At 66.3% G+C, this 17,068-nt stretch carries 10 protein-coding genes; 2 read left to right on the top strand and 8 right to left on the bottom strand.

Translation table 11 applies throughout. The features are described 5' to 3' along the window. Positions 1 to 338: 338 nt before the first annotated feature. Together DIE23_RS12305 and opgC are read left to right on the top strand one after the other, a co-directional pair. A complete protein-coding gene (locus DIE23_RS12305) occupies positions 339 to 4,658 on the top strand; it encodes a PAS domain S-box protein (RefSeq protein ID WP_185646431.1) in 4,320 nt (1,439 codons plus the stop codon). After that, the gene (gene opgC / locus DIE23_RS12310; RefSeq protein WP_124612367.1) at positions 4,658 to 5,872 is read left to right on the top strand and encodes an OpgC domain-containing protein; all 1,215 of its coding nucleotides are present in this window, start codon (positions 4,658 to 4,660) and stop codon (positions 5,870 to 5,872) included. The genes DIE23_RS12305 and opgC overlap by 1 nt, the downstream gene beginning before the upstream one ends. Here opgC and DIE23_RS12315 read toward each other — a convergent pair. The 8 genes from DIE23_RS12315 to DIE23_RS12350 all read right to left on the bottom strand — a co-directional run bounded on the left by DIE23_RS12315 (position 5,825) and on the right by DIE23_RS12350 (position 17,045). Further along, a complete protein-coding gene (locus DIE23_RS12315; RefSeq protein WP_124612368.1) occupies positions 5,825 to 6,304 on the bottom strand; it encodes a globin in 480 nt (159 codons plus the stop codon). The two genes, opgC and DIE23_RS12315, sit on opposite strands and share 48 nt — an antisense overlap. Before the next feature lie 121 nt (positions 6,305 to 6,425). Beyond that, a complete protein-coding gene (locus DIE23_RS12320) occupies positions 6,426 to 7,787 on the bottom strand; it encodes a DUF3131 domain-containing protein (protein WP_185646432.1) in 1,362 nt (453 codons plus the stop codon). After that, complete coding sequence (locus DIE23_RS12325) at positions 7,778 to 9,325, bottom strand: DUF3131 domain-containing protein (protein ID WP_124612370.1); 1,548 nt, start codon at positions 9,323 to 9,325, stop codon at positions 7,778 to 7,780. Before DIE23_RS12325 ends, DIE23_RS12320 begins: the two co-directional genes overlap by 10 nt. 19 nt (positions 9,326 to 9,344) lie before the next feature. After that, a complete protein-coding gene (locus tag DIE23_RS12330) occupies positions 9,345 to 10,664 on the bottom strand; it encodes a DUF3131 domain-containing protein (protein WP_124612371.1) in 1,320 nt (439 codons plus the stop codon). Further along, positions 10,661 to 12,547, bottom strand: coding sequence for a glycosyltransferase (locus DIE23_RS12335; protein ID WP_124612372.1), 1,887 nt, complete (start codon positions 12,545 to 12,547; stop codon positions 10,661 to 10,663). Before DIE23_RS12335 ends, DIE23_RS12330 begins: the two co-directional genes overlap by 4 nt. 5 nt (positions 12,548 to 12,552) lie before the next feature. Continuing rightward, positions 12,553 to 14,331 (bottom strand): glycoside hydrolase family 9 protein, encoded by a 1,779-nt coding sequence (locus DIE23_RS12340; RefSeq protein ID WP_185646433.1) that lies wholly within the window; start codon positions 14,329 to 14,331, stop codon positions 12,553 to 12,555. Further along, on the bottom strand, positions 14,328 to 16,559 hold the full coding sequence (locus DIE23_RS12345) for a glycoside hydrolase family 2 protein (RefSeq protein WP_124612374.1): 2,232 nt from the start codon (positions 16,557 to 16,559) through the stop codon (positions 14,328 to 14,330). The genes DIE23_RS12340 and DIE23_RS12345 overlap by 4 nt, the downstream gene beginning before the upstream one ends. A 3-nt stretch (positions 16,560 to 16,562) precedes the next feature. Then, the gene (locus tag DIE23_RS12350) at positions 16,563 to 17,045 is read right to left on the bottom strand and encodes an ATP-binding protein (protein ID WP_124612375.1); all 483 of its coding nucleotides are present in this window, start codon (positions 17,043 to 17,045) and stop codon (positions 16,563 to 16,565) included. Between the last annotated feature and the right edge of the window lie 23 nt (positions 17,046 to 17,068).

Below are 17,068 nucleotides of genomic sequence, written 5' to 3' on the forward strand. Positions count from 1 at the left end.
CGGCGGCACGAGCGCGCCGGCCTGCGTTCACGATCGATCAGCCCCGTTTCCGTCGACTCCGAATGCGATGCGCGATGTGCCTATATCCGGGTTGCTTCATTGCGACGTTACTTTATAGGGTTAGCCGGACGAAATCAAAATTTCCTGATCGGGATCGGCCCCACCCTTATTCAAATGTTTTGCATTGTCCATTACGATAGGCGTTCAATTCCCTGCGCGTTGCGCAATGCCATTTAATGGATCGGCCAGCGGGCATTCCTGGCGGATCGCCTCCAAGCCGGACGACGCAGTGCAAGTGCTCTCCCTATCCGCGCCAGCGAACTAAAAGGGGTTGCAAATTGGACCTTACGCCTGACCTGCCCCGCGTGACCGGCTGGGCCGCGCTGATCCTCGCGATCGGCGTGATCGGCAGCGTCGCCGGGAGCTACGCGCTCCACCGCGCCAACGCGCGCGAAGCGCAAACCGCGTTGACGGAGGCCGCGAACGATGCGACCGACGAGATCGTCGAGCGAGTCCGCCATTACGAATACGGGCTTCGCGGTGCGCGTGGCGCGATCGTCACGGCCGGCGAAAACGGTATCAGCCGCGAGCGTTTCCACCTTTACAGCCTGACTCGCGATATCCATACCGAATTCCCCGGCGCGATCGGCTTCGGCTTCATCCGCCGCGTGCCGAAAGGTAGCGAGCAGGCATTTGTCGCACGCGCGAAAGCCGATGTCGGCCCCGAGTTCGAGATTCGTCAATTTGCGCATCACGACGGCGATCTCGACGTCGTGATGTACGTCGAGCCGGAAGAGGACAATCGCGTTGCGATCGGGCGCGACATCGCGTCCGACGAGGATCGCCGGCAGGCGGCGAAATCCGCGATGCAAACCGGCAACGCGACGCTGAGCGCGCCGGTCGAGTTCGCACAGCGGGCGGGTGACAAGCGTCAGGCCGTGCTGTTCATGCTGCCCGTCTACCGCACGGCGTCGCTGCCGCGGACCGCCGCGGAACGCGAAGCCGCCGCGTACGGCTGGACGTATGCGCGGCTGATGGTCGAGCGTGTGCTCGACGGGCTCGATATCGTGCAGAAGGGGTTGTACCTGCAACTCGACGATGTCACGGTGCACGGCCGCGTATTGCCCTTTTACACGCTGCACGCCGACTCGCGCGATCCGACGCGGTATTTCCCGCTGCAAATCGAGCGTGTCGTCTACGGGCGCACATGGCGCTTCACCTATGCCGCTTCGCCGGAGTTCATCGCGAATTTGCATCAAACGTCGCCGAAAGCGGTGATGCTGATGGGGGCGGTCATCAGCGCGCTGACGGCCGCCATCGCGTACGCTGCGGCGATCGGCGCGCGCCGCCGCCGGCAAGCGGACGCCGCTCGCGCGAAACTGGCCGCGATCGTCGAAGGGTCGGCGGACGCGATCGTCGGCCAGACGCTGGACGGCGTCGTGACGAGCTGGAATGACGGTGCGGCGCGGCTGTTCGGTTACACGGCCGCCGAAGCGCTCGGCCTGCCGCTCGCGGACCTGATCGTGCCGGACACACTGATCGACGAACAGCGCGACATACTCGTCCAGATCGGCAACGGCCAGCGCGTGCCAGCGCTCGCCACCACGCGGCGCGGCAAAAACGGCGCGCGGATCGACGTGTCGGTGACCGTGTCGCCGATCTTCGGTGCGGGCGCACGTGTGGCCGGTGCCTCGAACACGATGCGCGACATCTCGTCGCAAAAGGCGGCGGAAGCCCGGATCGTCGAGCTCAATACGAGCCTGGAGGATCAGGTCGCGCAACGCACCGCGCAATTGCGCGATCTCAACATGCTGTTAGAGAACGTGCTGCGCTCCGCGTCCGAAGTCTCGGTCATCGCGACCGACCGCAACGGCACGATCAAGCTGTTCAATCCCGGCGCCGAGCGCCTGCTTGGCTACGCCGCGAGCGAGGTCGTCGGCCGGGCGACGCCGCTGGCGCTGCACGACGCCGACGAGATCGCGGCGCGCGAAGCCGAGCTGAGCGCGGAGTGCGGCGAGAGCGTGCGCGGCTTTCGCGTATTCACGCTCAAGCCCGAGCGCGACGGTGCGGAGTCGCGCGAATGGACCTACGTGCGCAAGGACGGATCGTACGTGCCAGTGTCGCTCGCGGTCACCGCGATGCGCGACGACAGCGGCGCCGTGGCCGGCTATCTCGGCATCGCGATTGACATCGCGAAGCGCAAGGCCGCCGAACGCGAGGTCGCGGCGGCCCGCGATCAGGTGCTGCTCGCGGCCGAGGCGGCGGAACTCGGCATCTGGACGTGGGAGGTTGCGAGCGGCACGGTTCGATGGAACGCGAGGATGGCGGAAATCTACGGCTATCCGGCCGCGCTGGACGGCGACACGCTGTCGTATCAGGCGTGGCAGCGACTGCTGCACCCGGACGATCGCGACACGACGTTCGGCGCGCTCGACGCGATTTCGCGCAACCGCGACGCGAGCCTCGGCTCGTTCCGGATCATCCGGCCTGACGGCGAGATCCGTCACATCCAGGCGAACGCGCTCGCGGAGCGTGACGCGCATGGCTCGACCGTGCGCGTGGCCGGCACCAACCGCGACATCTCGGTGCAATACGCACTCGAGCACGATCTGCGCCGCGCGAAGGAACAGGCCGATACGGCGAGCGCGGCGAAATCGGCGTTTCTCGCGAACATGAGCCACGAGATCCGCACGCCGATGAACGGCATCATCGGGATGACGCGGTTGTGCCTCGATACGCCACTGAACGAGGAGCAACGCGAATATCTGACCATGGTGCTGTCGTCCGCGCAATCGCTGCTGACGATCATCAACGACATCCTCGATTTCTCGAAGATCGAAGCCGGCAAGATGCCGCTCGACCCGGTGGATTTCAGCCTGCGCACGATGATCACGGAAATGCTGCGTGCGACGACGTTCAAGACCGGCAAGACGACGGTCGAGATTCTGAGCGACATCGGGCACGACGTCCCGGATTCGCTCGTCGGCGATGCCGGGCGCTTGCGCCAGGTGCTCACGAATCTCGTCGGCAACGCGCTGAAGTTCACGGCGGCCGGTGAAGTCACGCTGTCGATTCACGTCGTCAAGCTCAATTCGTCCAGCGCGTCATTGCGCTTCGCGGTCGCCGACACCGGCGTCGGTATCGCGCCGGAGCATCTCGAACGGATCTTCGATGCGTTCTCCCAGGCCGACAGCTCGACCACGCGCCGCTACGGCGGAACCGGTCTCGGTCTCGCGATCTCGACGCGCCTGGTCGCGATGCTGGGCGGACGGCTGGAAGTCAGCAGCGCGCTCGGAGCCGGCAGCGTGTTCAGCTTCACGCTGTCGCTCGCGCTGGGCCGTTACCCGGACCTGCCGCATCCCGCGCTGCCGCGCGCGCTGAACGGCGCACGGATTCTCGTCGTCGACGACAATCACACCAATTTGCGGCTGATGCACGACATGCTGTGCAATTTCGGCGCGCAGCCGACCTGCGTGAGCGACACGCAAAGCGCGATGCAGACGTTGTACGCGCAGGCGAAACGGCGCGAGCCCTATGTCGTCGCACTCGTCGACGGGCAACTTCCCGATTGCGACGATTACTCGCTCGCGCTGGAAATCGCCGCGGATCCGGCGTTGCGCGGCACGATGGTGGTCGTAATCAGTTCGCTATCGAGCCGGCTGGATACCTCGACGCTCCGGCAGGCCGGCATCGCCGGCTTCATGACGAAGCCGGTCGATCAATCGGAGATCTTCAATCTGCTCGTGAAGCTGCTGGGCGAATTGTTCTTCGCACCGCACGCGCCGGAGATCGCGCCGGATCGACGCGACGACGATGCCGCGCAGTCGCCGTCGCCCCGATACACGGTACTACTGGTCGAAGACAATCCGATCAATCAGCGGCTCGCGCGGCGCTTGCTCGAAAAGCTCGGTCACGACGTGCGTCTCGCGTCGAACGGTGTCGAGGCGCTCGATTGGATCGACACGCAGCCGTTCGACGTCGTGCTGATGGACATCCAGATGCCGGTGATGGACGGCCTCGAAGCGACGCGCGAACTGCGCGAGCGCGAGCGCCGCACCGCGAAAGCGCATGTTCCGGTGATCGCGATGACCGCGCACGCGATGCAAGGCGATCGCGAGAAGTGCTATGCAGCGGGTATGGACGGCTATGTGTCGAAGCCGATTGAAACCGGCACGCTGGTACGGGAGATCGAGCGCGTCGCGGCGCGGCCAGCGGCGGCCGAGTGCACCGCCGGCCGCGTGGCGACCGAAGCGAGCGCGTCCGGACCCGCGACGCCGGGACGCGAGCCGGTGCCCACGCCGATCGCGGAACGCACACCGTTGTTCGACCGCGATCTGGCCCTGTCCCGTATCGGCGGCGATGAGCAGTTGTTCCGCGAACTGGCGCATTTGCTGGTCGACGAGGCGCGACAACAGCACGCGGAGATCGACGGCGCGCTCGCCGGCCCGGATCTGGAAAGGCTCGCTCGCGTCGCGCACAAGCTCAAGGGCGACGCCGGCACGTTCGCGAGCGCGCCGCTGTCCGACGCGACGGTGCAACTCGAGCGCGCGGCAAAGAATGGCGAGCAGGAAACGGCGCTGGCGGCGGCCCGCGAAACGATCGCGCTGTTCACGGATCTGGTAGATGCGGTACGCACCGACGTGCTGGGAGCCTCCTGATGAACTCGCTGAACTCATTGAACGCGTTGTACACGCGCACGACCGCCCTCGCCTACGCCCAGACTGAACGCGACGAAGCGATCGATTTTCTGCGCGGCATGGCCGTCGTGTTCATGACGGTCGTGCATATCGAGTATTTTTCCGCGTTCAGCCTGCTCACGACGGAGCGACTCGGTTTCGTGACGGCGGCCGAATGGTTTGTCATCCTGTCCGGGCTCGTGCTCGGCAAGGTCGGCCGCTCCCGGCTCGCGCATGTCGGCTGGACGACGACCGCATGGAAATCGGTGGCGAGAGGCGTGAAACTCTATCTCGTCAACGTCGCGCTGATCCTGATCCCGATCGTCCTTCAGCCCGTCGGCTTCGTGAAAACCACGTCGCTCACGCATTTCGTCGACGAGGCAACGGCGACCGTCTATCCGCTTTATCCCATCGAGGGCGCCCGCCTGGAGGACTGGTTCAACACCGTGCTGCTGTTGCGCGGCGGCCCGCATCAGGCACAGGTGCTCGGCCTCTATGTCGTGTTGCTGATTTTCTTCGTCCCGCTGCTGCTGTTCGCGTTCCGCCGCTTGCCGTCCGCGTTGCTGGCGTTGTCGGCAAGCTGTGCGCTGTACGTGTGGCATCTGTTCGTGCCGATCCACTTGTCGGACATGCAGTTCGAGAATGCGTTTCCAGTTGCCGCGTGGCAATTTCCGTTCGTCGCCGGGATGTTCGTCGGCTGGTTCTCCAACGAGGCGTCTCTGCTGTTCGCGTCCCGCTTCAGACGCTTCCTGCTATATGCCGTATGCACGACCGGCGCCATCGTCATGTTCGTCCTCGCGCAGGGGCACCTCGATCCGTTCACCCCGGCGTGGGCCAAGTTGCAGGCGCTGCCGCACGGCGCGATCGATTCGCTCTATCTCGGCTACGCACAGAAGAACGCGCTTGGACCGCTGCGCCTGATCGACGATCTGTGTCTGCTGGTCGTGCTCCACGCGGTGCTGCGCAGCCAGTGGCGGCGTATCCGGCCCGTCGCCGGATGGCTGCTGGTGCCGATCGGCCGAACTGCACTGTACTGCTTCGTCGGGCAAGTCGTGCTCGTGCTGATCGCGAGCCAGATACTGCCGTTCGGGCTGCGGCCACCGAGATGGATCGAGGGAACGGCGATTCATCTCGGCGCGATCGCGGCCTTATGGCTGATGGCCCGGTACGGCCCCGGGCGCAGGTGGCTCCGGTAACGGCTCGTCGGACGCGTTGTGCGCCGACATCTGGCGCATGAATTCGAGGCCGGGCGCGATCGTCATCGCCCACGCGATCTCGACCCGCGTATCGTAATGGCGCTCGTCCAGCTCGCGCACCGTCGCGAGGATCGCCGCTCGCCACGCATTGAACATCTGCTCGGGGATCGCCAGCTTCGACGGACCGTGTTCGCTTGCGATCCGTTCGAGATAGTCCGACGTCACCTTCGTGTGATACAGGTTCAGCAGATGGAAGAAGGATTTGCGCATCAACGCCTTCTGGCGCGTCATTTCCGTATTCGCGAATTTCTCGCGTATCTGCTCCGACGAGTTCAGGAAAATCTCGTAAAAGCGGTCGAAAAAGCGCTCGCCGTTGTCGTTGCCCGTCAGGCGGTGATAGCTCTCCAGAAATATTTCTTCGTAGTTCGTCACGGCGTTCTCCCGGATGCGTCGCGCCTGGTTCCGATGCTCGTATCCAGCTTGTAACACAGCTCACCGGACCGGATGGCGGCATTGCGCCATATTGCCCGACGCGCATCCGTCCGTCACGCATTCATTGCGGGCCGGGCTCGACGCTGGCGGCGGTCGACAGGCACGTTGCCGGGTGAGCGAATACATCCTTCATGCGGGCGGAGAAATAGCCGTCGGCCCGCGTGTTGGGCACGAGCCGGCCGCTCGACTTGTAAAGCAACGCTTCCAGTACGGTGGCGTTGGTCGACAGCGTGAGGGTGCGGTCGGATCCGCCGGTCGCCTCGTAGCGTCCTTCGAACCAGCCGCGATCCGCGTCGTATAGCGCATCGACGCTTCGCATCAGATAAGTCGTATACGCAGTGTCCCACAGCACCCACATGCCGAACGCCGCGCGCGTAGCGACGAGCGCGAGTTGCGGATAGGCGCGGCCGTCGTCGCCGACCGTGTTCCACGCATAGCCGTTCGCGAACACCGAATCGTGCACGAAGTACGGCGGCTGATCGACCTGATGATCGGTGCGGGCCGTCAGGATCCTGTCCTTGCGCCATCGCGCTTCCTGCGCTCGATAGACCGCGTCGGCTTGCGCGGCGCTGTCCGTCCGCCCGCTCGCGTCGGCGCGCTGCGTCCCGCGCCAGCCGAATTCGATGCCGGACAGCAGCCACGGCGCGCTGACGAGCGCGTTGGTCGCGCCGGTCTGGCGCGGATCCCGCGCGTCGAAATAGATGCGCACGCCGTTCGCGTAGGCTTGCGCGAGCGGCGCCGCGGCGGCATCGGACACCCGCACGCCCCACAGGCGGAAGCCGGTGCTCGCATACGCGTCGTAGCCGGGCCGGATCTCGGCGACGCGCACGGTCTGCCGAGCGTCGATGCGCGTCGCATACAGCGTGCCGTCGTCGCCGACCAGTTCACACAGATTCCAGCGCAGCACCGCGCGGTCCACGTATTCGCCGTACTCGGGATAGCGGGCGCCGATCGCATGCAGCCACACCAGCACGCGTCCGACGTCCAACGCCGACGTGCCGATCGTGCCGGGCCGATTCGCGTAGTCCGACATCGCGCCCGTTTGCGTGTTGTATACGCGGTTCGGCAGGCCGTCCGGCAATAGCGGCATCTGGCCGAGGAAGCGCAGCACGTCCGAGAGCCGGCGATCGAACTCGTTACGTTCGATCAGCTTCATTTCACGCGCGGCGACGAGCGCGGCGAGATAGTCGCCAATCTGCCACATCGTCGTCGCCGGATAGCCGTCCGCGGAATTGACGAGGCCCGTCGGTGCGGTGTTGTTCGTCACGTAGCGCCACGCGGCGCGCGCCCAGATTCGTTCGGTATCCGTCAGCGGGCCGATGCGCCCGGGATTGGTCAGCGCGCCGGCATTCAGTTTCTCGTAGCCGTCGATCACCGTTCTCGCCACGATGCCGCAACCGCTGCACGCGAGCGTCAGTGACATTGCGAGTACGCAGGTAACACGAACAGAGCGTTGTCTTGGCATGTTGAGCATTGACAGGATTGCGAGCATGCGGAAACGGCGAACGGAACCGTGGCCCCGCTGCATCCGGCCGGGCCTCGAACCACGGCCCGCGGGCGATTCCTGGGTGCGTTCTCCAGATCGTACGGATTGGTCAGCGTGCGTTCCCACAGGCTCGGCTGCCGCCCGCCCGGTTGCGGCGCCCGATCGTCGAATGCGAGCAAACGCCCTTTCGCCTTGAACATCAACGCTTCCAGCATGATGCCATTGTTATTGGCCGTGAACGTCTTGATCGGGCCCGCGCCGTTTTCGAGCACGCCTTCGTAGTAGCCCTTCGCCGGCTGATACTGGCCCCACACCGCGTCGGCGAGCCGGTCCGTATACGGGGATTGCCAGAGCACCCACATGCCGACGGCCGCCTTCGTCGAGATCGCCGCGAACTGCGGGACGTACTCGCCCTTCTCCGTGATCGTGTTCCACGCGTACCCGTCCGAGTAGATCGTGTCGTAGACGAAGTACGGCGCAACGTCGAGCTGATGTTCGCTTCGCGCCGTCAGGATGCCTGTCTCGACAAAGCGGTTTTCCTGCGCCTGATAGATCCGCCGCGCGAAATTCGCGATCCACGTGTCGCGGGACAGCTCCGCCTGCGTCGCGGCCGTGCGGTCGATCGTGTCGGCCCAGCCGAGCTCGAGGCCGTAGAGCACGTACGATTCGCTGACCACGTAGTTGTGCTGGGAGAGCGCGCGAGGATCGCGCGAGTCGTACGGGACATCGACGCAATAGATCGGCACGAGCGAATAAGGCTCGGGACGCGACGCGAGGCAGGTCGAGAAGCCCCATAGCCGGAAGCCGCTCGCCGCGTACTCCTCGTAGCCGAGCCGGCCTTCCTGCACGTACTGAACCTGCTTGTCTGCCCCGAGCTTCGCGCCGTACATCGTGCCACACGCATCCACGACATGCGCGAAATTCCAGCGCAACACCGCGTGATCGATCGCGTTCGCATGCTCCGGGTAACGCTGCTCGATGATCTTGAGCCAGATCAGCAGCCGCCCGAGATCCACCGCCGAGTAACCGATTTCGCCGGGCTGGTTCGCATAGTTGACCTTCTGCGCGGTCTGCGTGTTGTACACAGTGTTGGGCAGTTCGCCGCGAAACAGATCGAGCGAATTCAGCGTCCTGAGCAAGGCGCCGAGACGGTCGTCGAACTCGCGCTTGTCGATCAGGTCGAGGTTGCGCGCGGCGACGAGTGCGCCGAGGTACGACGCGGTGTCCCACATCGTCGTCGACGGATAATTGTCGCCCGCGTTCACGAACCCGGTCGCCGGCTGGTAATTGTTCTCGAAATACACCCACGCCTGACGCGCCATCTGCATTTCGCGCGCGTCGAGCGGGCCGTGCCGCGCCGGGTACGACGCGGCCGGAATGGCTCCGGCCCGCTCGCCGATCTCGCCGCCCGGGTGCGCGCATCCCGCGCACGCCAGCAGCAAGACGAACCAGACGTGGCGCAACAGTTTTCCCATGGTCCCTCCTCACGCCCGTTCAATTGCGCAGCAGTGGCCCGCGTTCGATATACGCGAGGCTTTCGAGTATTACCGCGTTCGTGTTCGCGTTCAGCGCGGCGTTCGGCTGCCCGCTCTTCTCGTACACGCCCGCGTACCAGCCCTTGTCCGGCTCATTCGCGGTGCGCACGTAAGCGACGAGCCTGGCCGTATAGTCGTCGCGAAACAGGGCGTGCCACGCGAACGCGGCCTTCGTCGACACCGAACGCAATGCCGACGCGTCGGCGCCCGTATCGGTGACGGTCGCCCACGACTTGCCGGCCGAATAGACCGTGTTGTAAGCGAAGTACGGCGGACGGTCGAGATGGTCCTCGGTGACGGCCGTGAGCTGTCCGGTCGCACCGTAGCGCGCGCGCTGCACCTTCAACAGCCGCCATGCAAATTCCAGGGTGTTGCCGTCGAGGCCGAACTCAAGACCCTGAAGCATGTAAGGCTCGCTCAGCACGTAGTTCTGCGCGCCATACCGTGCGGGATCACGCGTATCGGTCGGAATCGTCACGTCGTAGATATCGACGAAGCCGAGATGAGGCGACCACGTGGCCGCCTGCGCGCAATCGACGCCGGTAAGCAGCAGCGTGCGCGCCGCGTACTGCTCGTAGCCGAGCCGGCCTTCCTGCTGAAGCACCACCTTGTCGGCCGCGCGCGACGCGCCGATCAGTTCGCCGTCGCGCGCCAGCGCCGGCAGCGACCAGCGCCGGGTGACCTTGTCGAGCGCGTCGGTAAAGCGCGGATAGCGCCATGCGAGGATGTTGAACGGCACCGCGAGACGTCCGATGTCGATGGCCGACCAGCCGATTCCGCCTTCCGCCTTCTTGTTCGTGTAATCGACCATGTCGAGCGTGCGCGTGTCGTACGACTTGTTCGGCAACTGGCCGTTGAACAGCGGAATGCGCGCCAGCGCGTCGAGCGCGGCGGACGTCCGGCGATCGAATTCGTCGGTGTCGATGACGCCGAGCCGTTCCGCCGAGATCAGCGCAAGCAAGTACGACGCCGTGTCCCACATCGTCGACGACGGAAAGCCGTCGACAGAATTGACGAGCCCGGTGGACGCCTGCGTATTGGTCGCGAAATATCGCCATGCGATGCGCGCCGTCGTGCGCTCGTCGGCGGTCAGCGGGCGCGGCGCGGGCAACGCGGGCGAATCGGCACTACGCGTGATCGGTATCGACGGCGCCGCGGCGGCCGATGACACGGCGGGACTGTTGCGCTCGATCGCCACCACGGCCGCGAACGAGACGAGGATCGCGGCGATGAGCACGAGATGGCTGCGCGCCCGGACGAGGTTCTCCTTGAAGCTCATCGACTGCCTCCCGTTCCGGACGGCACGCGCCAGCCGGACGCCGCATCCTGTTCCGTTTCACTCGCTGCTCCCGCATCCTGCGATTGCGCTTCGTCGGGCGGACGCCAGAACGCCGCGAAGACCACCGGCAGCATCGCGAGAATATTGTTCGCGCCCCAGACCAGATTGACGACGATCGACGCGGGATCCACGTTCGCGCCCATCGCCCAGCGCACCGTTGCGCATGCGAGCGCGAACGCGGTCAGCGCCGCGATCGCGATCTGCGGCATCACCAGATGCAGGAAACTGCCTTCCTGCCGGTCCTTCGGCGTCACCGGAAACTTGATCGTCTCGCCGTTCAGCACCGCGCGCAGCGCGCGCAGGCTCACCGGAAAAAACGCGAGATAGGACGACTTCGCGGCCCATCCCGGTATCCCCCATGCGCCGAACATGAACGCGAGCTCGGTGCAGATGATGAACGGCAGAAAATGCCAGTAGAACGGGCCGCTGTAGGTCTGGACCGGTGAGATGTTCGTCAGCAGGTAGACGATCGGCGCGATCAGGAACATCAAGTTCCACACGCAGCCGAAATACGACCAGAACGTGCTGAGATACATCAGTTTCTGCGCGAACGTCAGGCCCGGGCGCAGCAGCGGGTTGTCGTGCAGCGCGATGTCGAGCGTGCCGCCTGCGTACTTGTAGCGCTGGATCGTCCACGTGAGCAGATCCTGCGGCGACAGCATCTTCGATTCGACTTGCGGATGCAGCACGGATTTCCAGCCGCGCGTGCGATCCGAGTGCAGCACGATCGACGTGTAGATGTCCTCGGACACATGGAACTTGTATGGCGTCATCTCCGAATGGGTCGCGGCCTGGCGGCGCAGTTCCCGTTCGAGATCCGCGCGCAGCGCCGGATCCGCCACTTCGCTCGCAAGCCGCGTCGCTTCCCGGTCGACCGCGAGTCCGTATGCGCGCAGCGCGGCTTCCATCACCGCTTCACGCCGATGGATCGACGCGGCGCCGCAGCAGAACGCGGCGTTCGTGCGATTGCGGCGGCGCTGGATCACGTCGTAGAACATCTGCGGATCGCTGACGAACGGGTCAGCGCCGATCTGGATCGGGCCGACCAACCGCTGCACGCCGCGGGCGAGCACGCGCGCGGTCGTGCCGAGACGGCGCCCGGCCCATGCGTCGAGTGTTTCGCCTTCGGGGAGATCGAAGAACCACTGCGGCGTCTGCACCCACGCGACCTTCGGATCGCGGAAATAGCCGAGCGTGTGCTCGAGGATCGTCGGAAACACGCGCGTATCCGCATCGCAGATCACGATGAAGTCCCCGTCGGTCAGATCCATCGCGTGGCGCAGGTTGCCGGCCTTGAAGCCGACGTTGTTGTCGCGCGAGAGGTAATGCGCGCCCTCCTCGGCTGCGACCGCGCGCATGGCCGGACGCCGCCCGTCGTCGAGCACGTGCACGCGGTAGTCGATCGGATGCGGGTACGCGACGGCCAGCGCCGCGCGGATCGACAGCCGCACCAGCTCGACGTCTTCGTTGTACGTCGCGATGAACAGGTCGACCTTTGGCGGGCGGTGCGTCGCGTCGGACGGCGTTTCGACGTACTCGGACGCCCATTGCGGCGGCGCTCGCCGCGGATAGTCGTCGACGCGCCACAAATTGAACACGAACAGCGCGAGCCCGATGTACGCAAGCGTCTCCGCCATCACGAGCGGCACCGCGAACCACATCGCGTCGTGGTTCAGCGATGCGCTCCAGCGCCACACGAGATAGTTCGCGCCGAACACGAGTGCGAGCACCGCGAAGAATTGCCACACGCTCTCGATCGCCGGGGAATGAGGCAGCGGCTCGGGCGGCTTGCGATGTTCGAAGGAGTCGAAATAGAAGGCCATGGTCGCTAGTCCGGGTTGGCGCCGACGCCGTTGCGCTCGAGCGCACCGATCAACGCCAGCAGTGACGCGTTGTAGTCGATCGCGAATTCGTTGACCGAATAGGCGCGGTCGTCGTCCACATAACTCAGGAGCCGCTTGCCGCGCGGCGCCACGTGATCCTGCGCGGCGTCGTTCGGGCCGCCGACGAACAGCCCCGGTATCGTCTCGCCCGCCGCGCGCCCGTACAGGTGCGCGGGGTGCCGCACCGAGCGCTCGCCGATGCCGGTCACGAACGACATGCCGAACGGATTGACGCCCAGCAGGAAATCGAGTTGCGCGAGCGCCGCGCGCAGGTAGCGTGGATCGCCGCCTTGGCGTGCCGCTTCGGCGAGCAGCACGCCCTGCTCCGCATCCATCTTGTTGGAACCCCAGACGAAACGCCGGTTGGCGAGGCCAAAGCCGCTGCCGCGCGCATCGCGATAGGCTTCGTCCGCCGCGCGCTGGAGCGCGTGCGCGATGCGCGAGTGCAGCGTCGCGGGAATCGCACGCGCGCCGCGCGCGTCGAGCAGATGCAAGAGCCCGAGCGCCGCCGGATTTTTCCATTCGAAGATCGCGATGCGGCCGGTCCACTCGGGATGCCGCTCGACGAAATTCAGATATTGCTGGTCCCCAGTCGCGAGCCACAGCTCGGCCGCGGCCCAGATCCGGTCGTCGACGTCGGTCAGCAGGCTCGGTTCGGGGTCGACGGTGGACCAAACATACGGGCCGGATCCGCTGTCGTCGCCGGGATGCGCGTCGACGAACAGCGGCGCGCGCACGGTCCGCAGCCACGCCCATGCGCGGGTCGCCGCCTCCCGATACCGCGCGGCCGCGTCGGCGTCGATGTGGGTCCACGCGCGCGATGCGAGCGCGAACGCGGCAGCGGCTTTCGCGGTGTCGGCACTCGACACGCCGTACACGTAGCGCGTCTGCGTGTCCTGATCCGGCGATATCGGGCCGGGCCAGTTCGCGCCGGACAGCTTGCGGTACAGCGCGCCGTCCGCGCGCTGCATCGCCAGCATCCAGTCGAGCCCGACCCGCACTTCGTCGAGGATGTCGGGCACGCCGTTGCCGCTTTCGGGGATATGCGTCTGCCCATCCGGGAAGCGTGCCGGCGCGTCGAGGTATAGCGACACGAGACGCCCCGCCGTGACGGCCGTCGTCGCCACATACTTGCCGAAATCGCCGGCGTCGTGCCAGCCGCCCGTCGCAGCGATCCGGACGTCCGCATGCATGTCGCCCGCATCCGGACCGGCCGCATCGGGATGCGCGAGTACACCGTCGGCGAGATGATCGGCGGGATGCTTCAGCCCGGTCTCGGGATCATCGAGCGCAACGCCGCAGCGTTGCAGGTAGTACGCGCGCAGCAACGATCGTTGCACGCGGCTCAGCGCGTCGGCGGCGACCACGAACGTGGCGCCCGGCACGCCTTGCGCCGACAGCCGGTAGCGTCCGGCGCCCAGCGGCGGCAATGCGAGCATCGTCACGACAAGACCACTGTCCGGATCGAGACGGCCCGGCAAATGCGGCCAGGTGCGCAGCACGCGCCCTTCGGCGTCGGTCAGGCGCACGCTCGTGCCCGGCGCGAGCCCGATGACGGCCGCCGACTGCGCGAGGCCCGGCAGATAGCCGGCCTGAACGACCGCGAAGCCTTCGGCCAATGGCGCCGCGAGCAACGTTTCGCTGCGCGCGCCGGACGTGCAACCTAACAGCACGGCCGCGGAGAGCGCCGGGAGCGCGAGCCAGGCGCGGCGAGCCGCACTCATGGCAGCGCTCGCACGTCGAAGTCGAACCGGTTGGTGCCGAGCACGCGCCCGCCCGCGTCGCGGATCGTCGCTTCGAGCGCGTAGGCGCCGGCCGCGAGCTGCGGCACCCGCACTTGCGTCACCGGACGGCCGCTGTCGGCCGCCATGTCGAACACCGTGCGCCCGGCGGCAACGGTTGCTCCCCCCGTATCCACTTTCCATTCGATGACGCTGCTCGCGTACGCGCTCCACGTATCGTTGATCGCCCAAAGCGTACCGTCGAACGCTTCGCCGGGCACATACGTCGCGCGCGTCCATTCGATCGACGGCAGCACCGGTTGATACGCGCACGCGAGCGCCGCATACCCGCGTTTCGGACGGCGCAGGTAATCGACGACGCCCCAGTCGATCGACGGCCATCCTTCGACGAACATGAACTGGAAGATCGCCGCGACCGGCTGGTAGCGCCGGCGGCGCAAGGTCTCCGCGATCCGCTGCACCAGCCGCGCCTGATAGCGCTGCGAGTTCGCAACGAACGCATCGAGGTCGCGGCCGCGATCGATGCCCGCAAGCTCGAAGGTTTCATGGCGCTGGAAGTCGTGATACTCCCATTGCGCCCATCCGGGGTCGCTCGCCGCCGTGCTGGCCGGCCAGCGGTTGCGCGCGCTGACGATATGGCGAAGCGTGGCCACGTCGGGCAGCGCCTGCGCACCGAACTCGGTAATGTTCGACTGGCTCATCGCGGGAATCGGGTCGGTCCACTTGCCCCAGTACCAGCCGAGCCAGAAATGCTGGCCGGTCAGCGAAGCGTCGTCCGCGTGACGGGTCGTGTCCTCGCGCAACGCAGCCCCCACCGAGGCGGATAGCAGGCGGTTCTGCGCGGGGTTCCAGTCGGGATAGCGATACTTCATCCACTCGGCGTCCCACGGCGGCTCGTTCTGGCCGGACCATGCGATGATCGACGGGTGATGCCCGAGCAACGCGACCATGTTGCGCGCCTGCCCGGCCGCCTTCTCCGCGAAACCAGCCGAATCGTCGTAACCCCACTGCAGCGGAAAATCCTGCCAGACGAGCAAGCCTTTCTCGTCGGCCACGTCGTAGAGCGGCGGGCCCGCGACATGCGCATGCACGCGGATCGCGTTGATGTGCGCGGCGAGCATCAGGTCGAGATCGCGCGCGTAGGACGCGGCATTCATCTGCGATAGCCACGGGCTTCCGATATAGTTGGTGCCGCGCAGGAACACGCGCCTTCCGTTGATCGTCCAGCACGACTGCGCGCTGTCGAAGCGGATCGAACGCACGCCGGTGCGGCGTTGCGCGACGTCCATCGTGCCGCGCGCGTCGGCTAGCGTGACGACCACCCGGTACAGCGCCGGAAAGCCGTCACCGGCAGGCCACCACAGCGCGACGTCATCCAGCTCGCGCCGGATCGTCAGGCGATTCGCGCCCGTCGCGAGCGCGACGCTCTGCTCGAACGTATAGTTTCGTCCGCTGAAATTCGCCGGGCTTACCTGCACGCGCAAGGTCGCGTCGGTGTCGCGCAACGCGCGCGCATCGATTTCGAGCGCGAGCGTCGCATGCGACGCATCGCGTTCGTCCGGCGTCGTGTCGATCTTCACCGCATCGATCGCCGCGCCCCGGCTCACGCGCAAATAGGCGGGCGCCCAGATGCCGCCCGAGTTCGCGTCCTGTCCATGCGCGGACCACGCACCGCCCGGCCGCGTGTCATGATTGTCCAATACGCCCTTGATGAGCCGCTTGCGCAGCGACCACTCGGCGCCCGGCCGCTCGTTCGGGCTTCGCACGAGCACGGCGACACGGTTTTTCCCGTCGCGCAGCGCGTCGGTGGCATCGAACGCGAACGGCGCGAAATAGCCCTCGTGGCTGCCGAGATAGCGATCGTTGAGCCATACGTCCGCTTCGTAATCAACGCCGTCGAACACCATCGTTGCCATCCGGTCGGCACCGCCGCGCGGCAGTGCGAATGTCGTGCGATACCACAACGAGCCCTGATGATCGAGGCCCGCCGCGTACCAGTTCGCCGGCACGCGCAGCCGTCGCCAGCGGCGATCGTCGAGGCTCGCGCGCCACGCGTCGGCCGGCGCGTCGCCGGCGTCGCGCACCCGCCACATCCCCGCGAGCGAGACGGCGCCTGCATCGTCGCGCGCGACCTGCAGCGGAATCGCGAGCGCCGCACACTGCCACGCGAGCAGAAAGACGACGGCGGCTCGTTTCGCGACGCGCGTCATCTTCTACCCCCGGTGCTTGACGAGCCGAAGACGATTGATGCCGAGCCGCCTGCGATGCTCGACGTAATCGACCGATGCGTACATGATGCCGAGGCCCATGCCGCCTTCTGGCAATGTGTCGATGTCCTCCGGGTCGAATGACGGCAGCCCCATGCGCGCATCGAACAGGCCCTGCGGCACAGGTTTGCCGCCGTCGAACAGGTCGAGCGTCAGCGCGCGCGTGCCGCGACGTAGCGTCAGCGCGATCACCGGGTCGTCGGGCGCCTGCGCCGCACGTGCCGTCGCGGCCGCTCCATGCCGGATGACGTTCGACGATGCTTCGATCACCGCCAGCTCGAACATGTCGAGCCACGCGCCCGATTCACCGCAGGGCTCGCAGGCCCCGCGCAGCCAGTCGCCGATGTCCGCGAGCGCGTCGAGCCGTGCCGGAAAGCGTGCGCGCGAATGCGGCACGGGCTGGTCCGGACGTTCACGCCGGTGTGTCATCGGCCATTCCCGCGACGGGGCGG

The organism is Burkholderia sp. Bp9143, from assembly GCF_003853645.1.
In the GTDB taxonomy this organism is placed as follows: domain Bacteria; phylum Pseudomonadota; class Gammaproteobacteria; order Burkholderiales; family Burkholderiaceae; genus Burkholderia.

What these genes read in the sequence shown, in the direction of transcription:
- DIE23_RS12325 (WP_124612370.1), bottom strand. Translation starts at nt 9,325, where the DNA reads ATGGGAAAACTGTTGCGCCACGTCTGGTTCGTCTTGCTGCTGGCGTGC.
- DIE23_RS12340 (WP_185646433.1), bottom strand. Translation starts at nt 14,331, where the DNA reads ATGAGTGCGGCTCGCCGCGCCTGGCTCGCGCTCCCGGCGCTCTCCGCG.
- DIE23_RS12345 (WP_124612374.1), bottom strand. Translation starts at nt 16,559, where the DNA reads ATGACGCGCGTCGCGAAACGAGCCGCCGTCGTCTTTCTGCTCGCGTGG.
- DIE23_RS12330 (WP_124612371.1), bottom strand. Translation starts at nt 10,664, where the DNA reads ATGAGCTTCAAGGAGAACCTCGTCCGGGCGCGCAGCCATCTCGTGCTC.
- DIE23_RS12320 (WP_185646432.1), bottom strand. Translation starts at nt 7,787, where the DNA reads ATGTCACTGACGCTCGCGTGCAGCGGTTGCGGCATCGTGGCGAGAACG.
- opgC (WP_124612367.1), top strand. Translation starts at nt 4,658, where the DNA reads ATGAACTCGCTGAACTCATTGAACGCGTTGTACACGCGCACGACCGCC.
- DIE23_RS12335 (WP_124612372.1), bottom strand. Translation starts at nt 12,547, where the DNA reads ATGGCCTTCTATTTCGACTCCTTCGAACATCGCAAGCCGCCCGAGCCG.
- DIE23_RS12350 (WP_124612375.1), bottom strand. Translation starts at nt 17,045, where the DNA reads ATGACACACCGGCGTGAACGTCCGGACCAGCCCGTGCCGCATTCGCGC.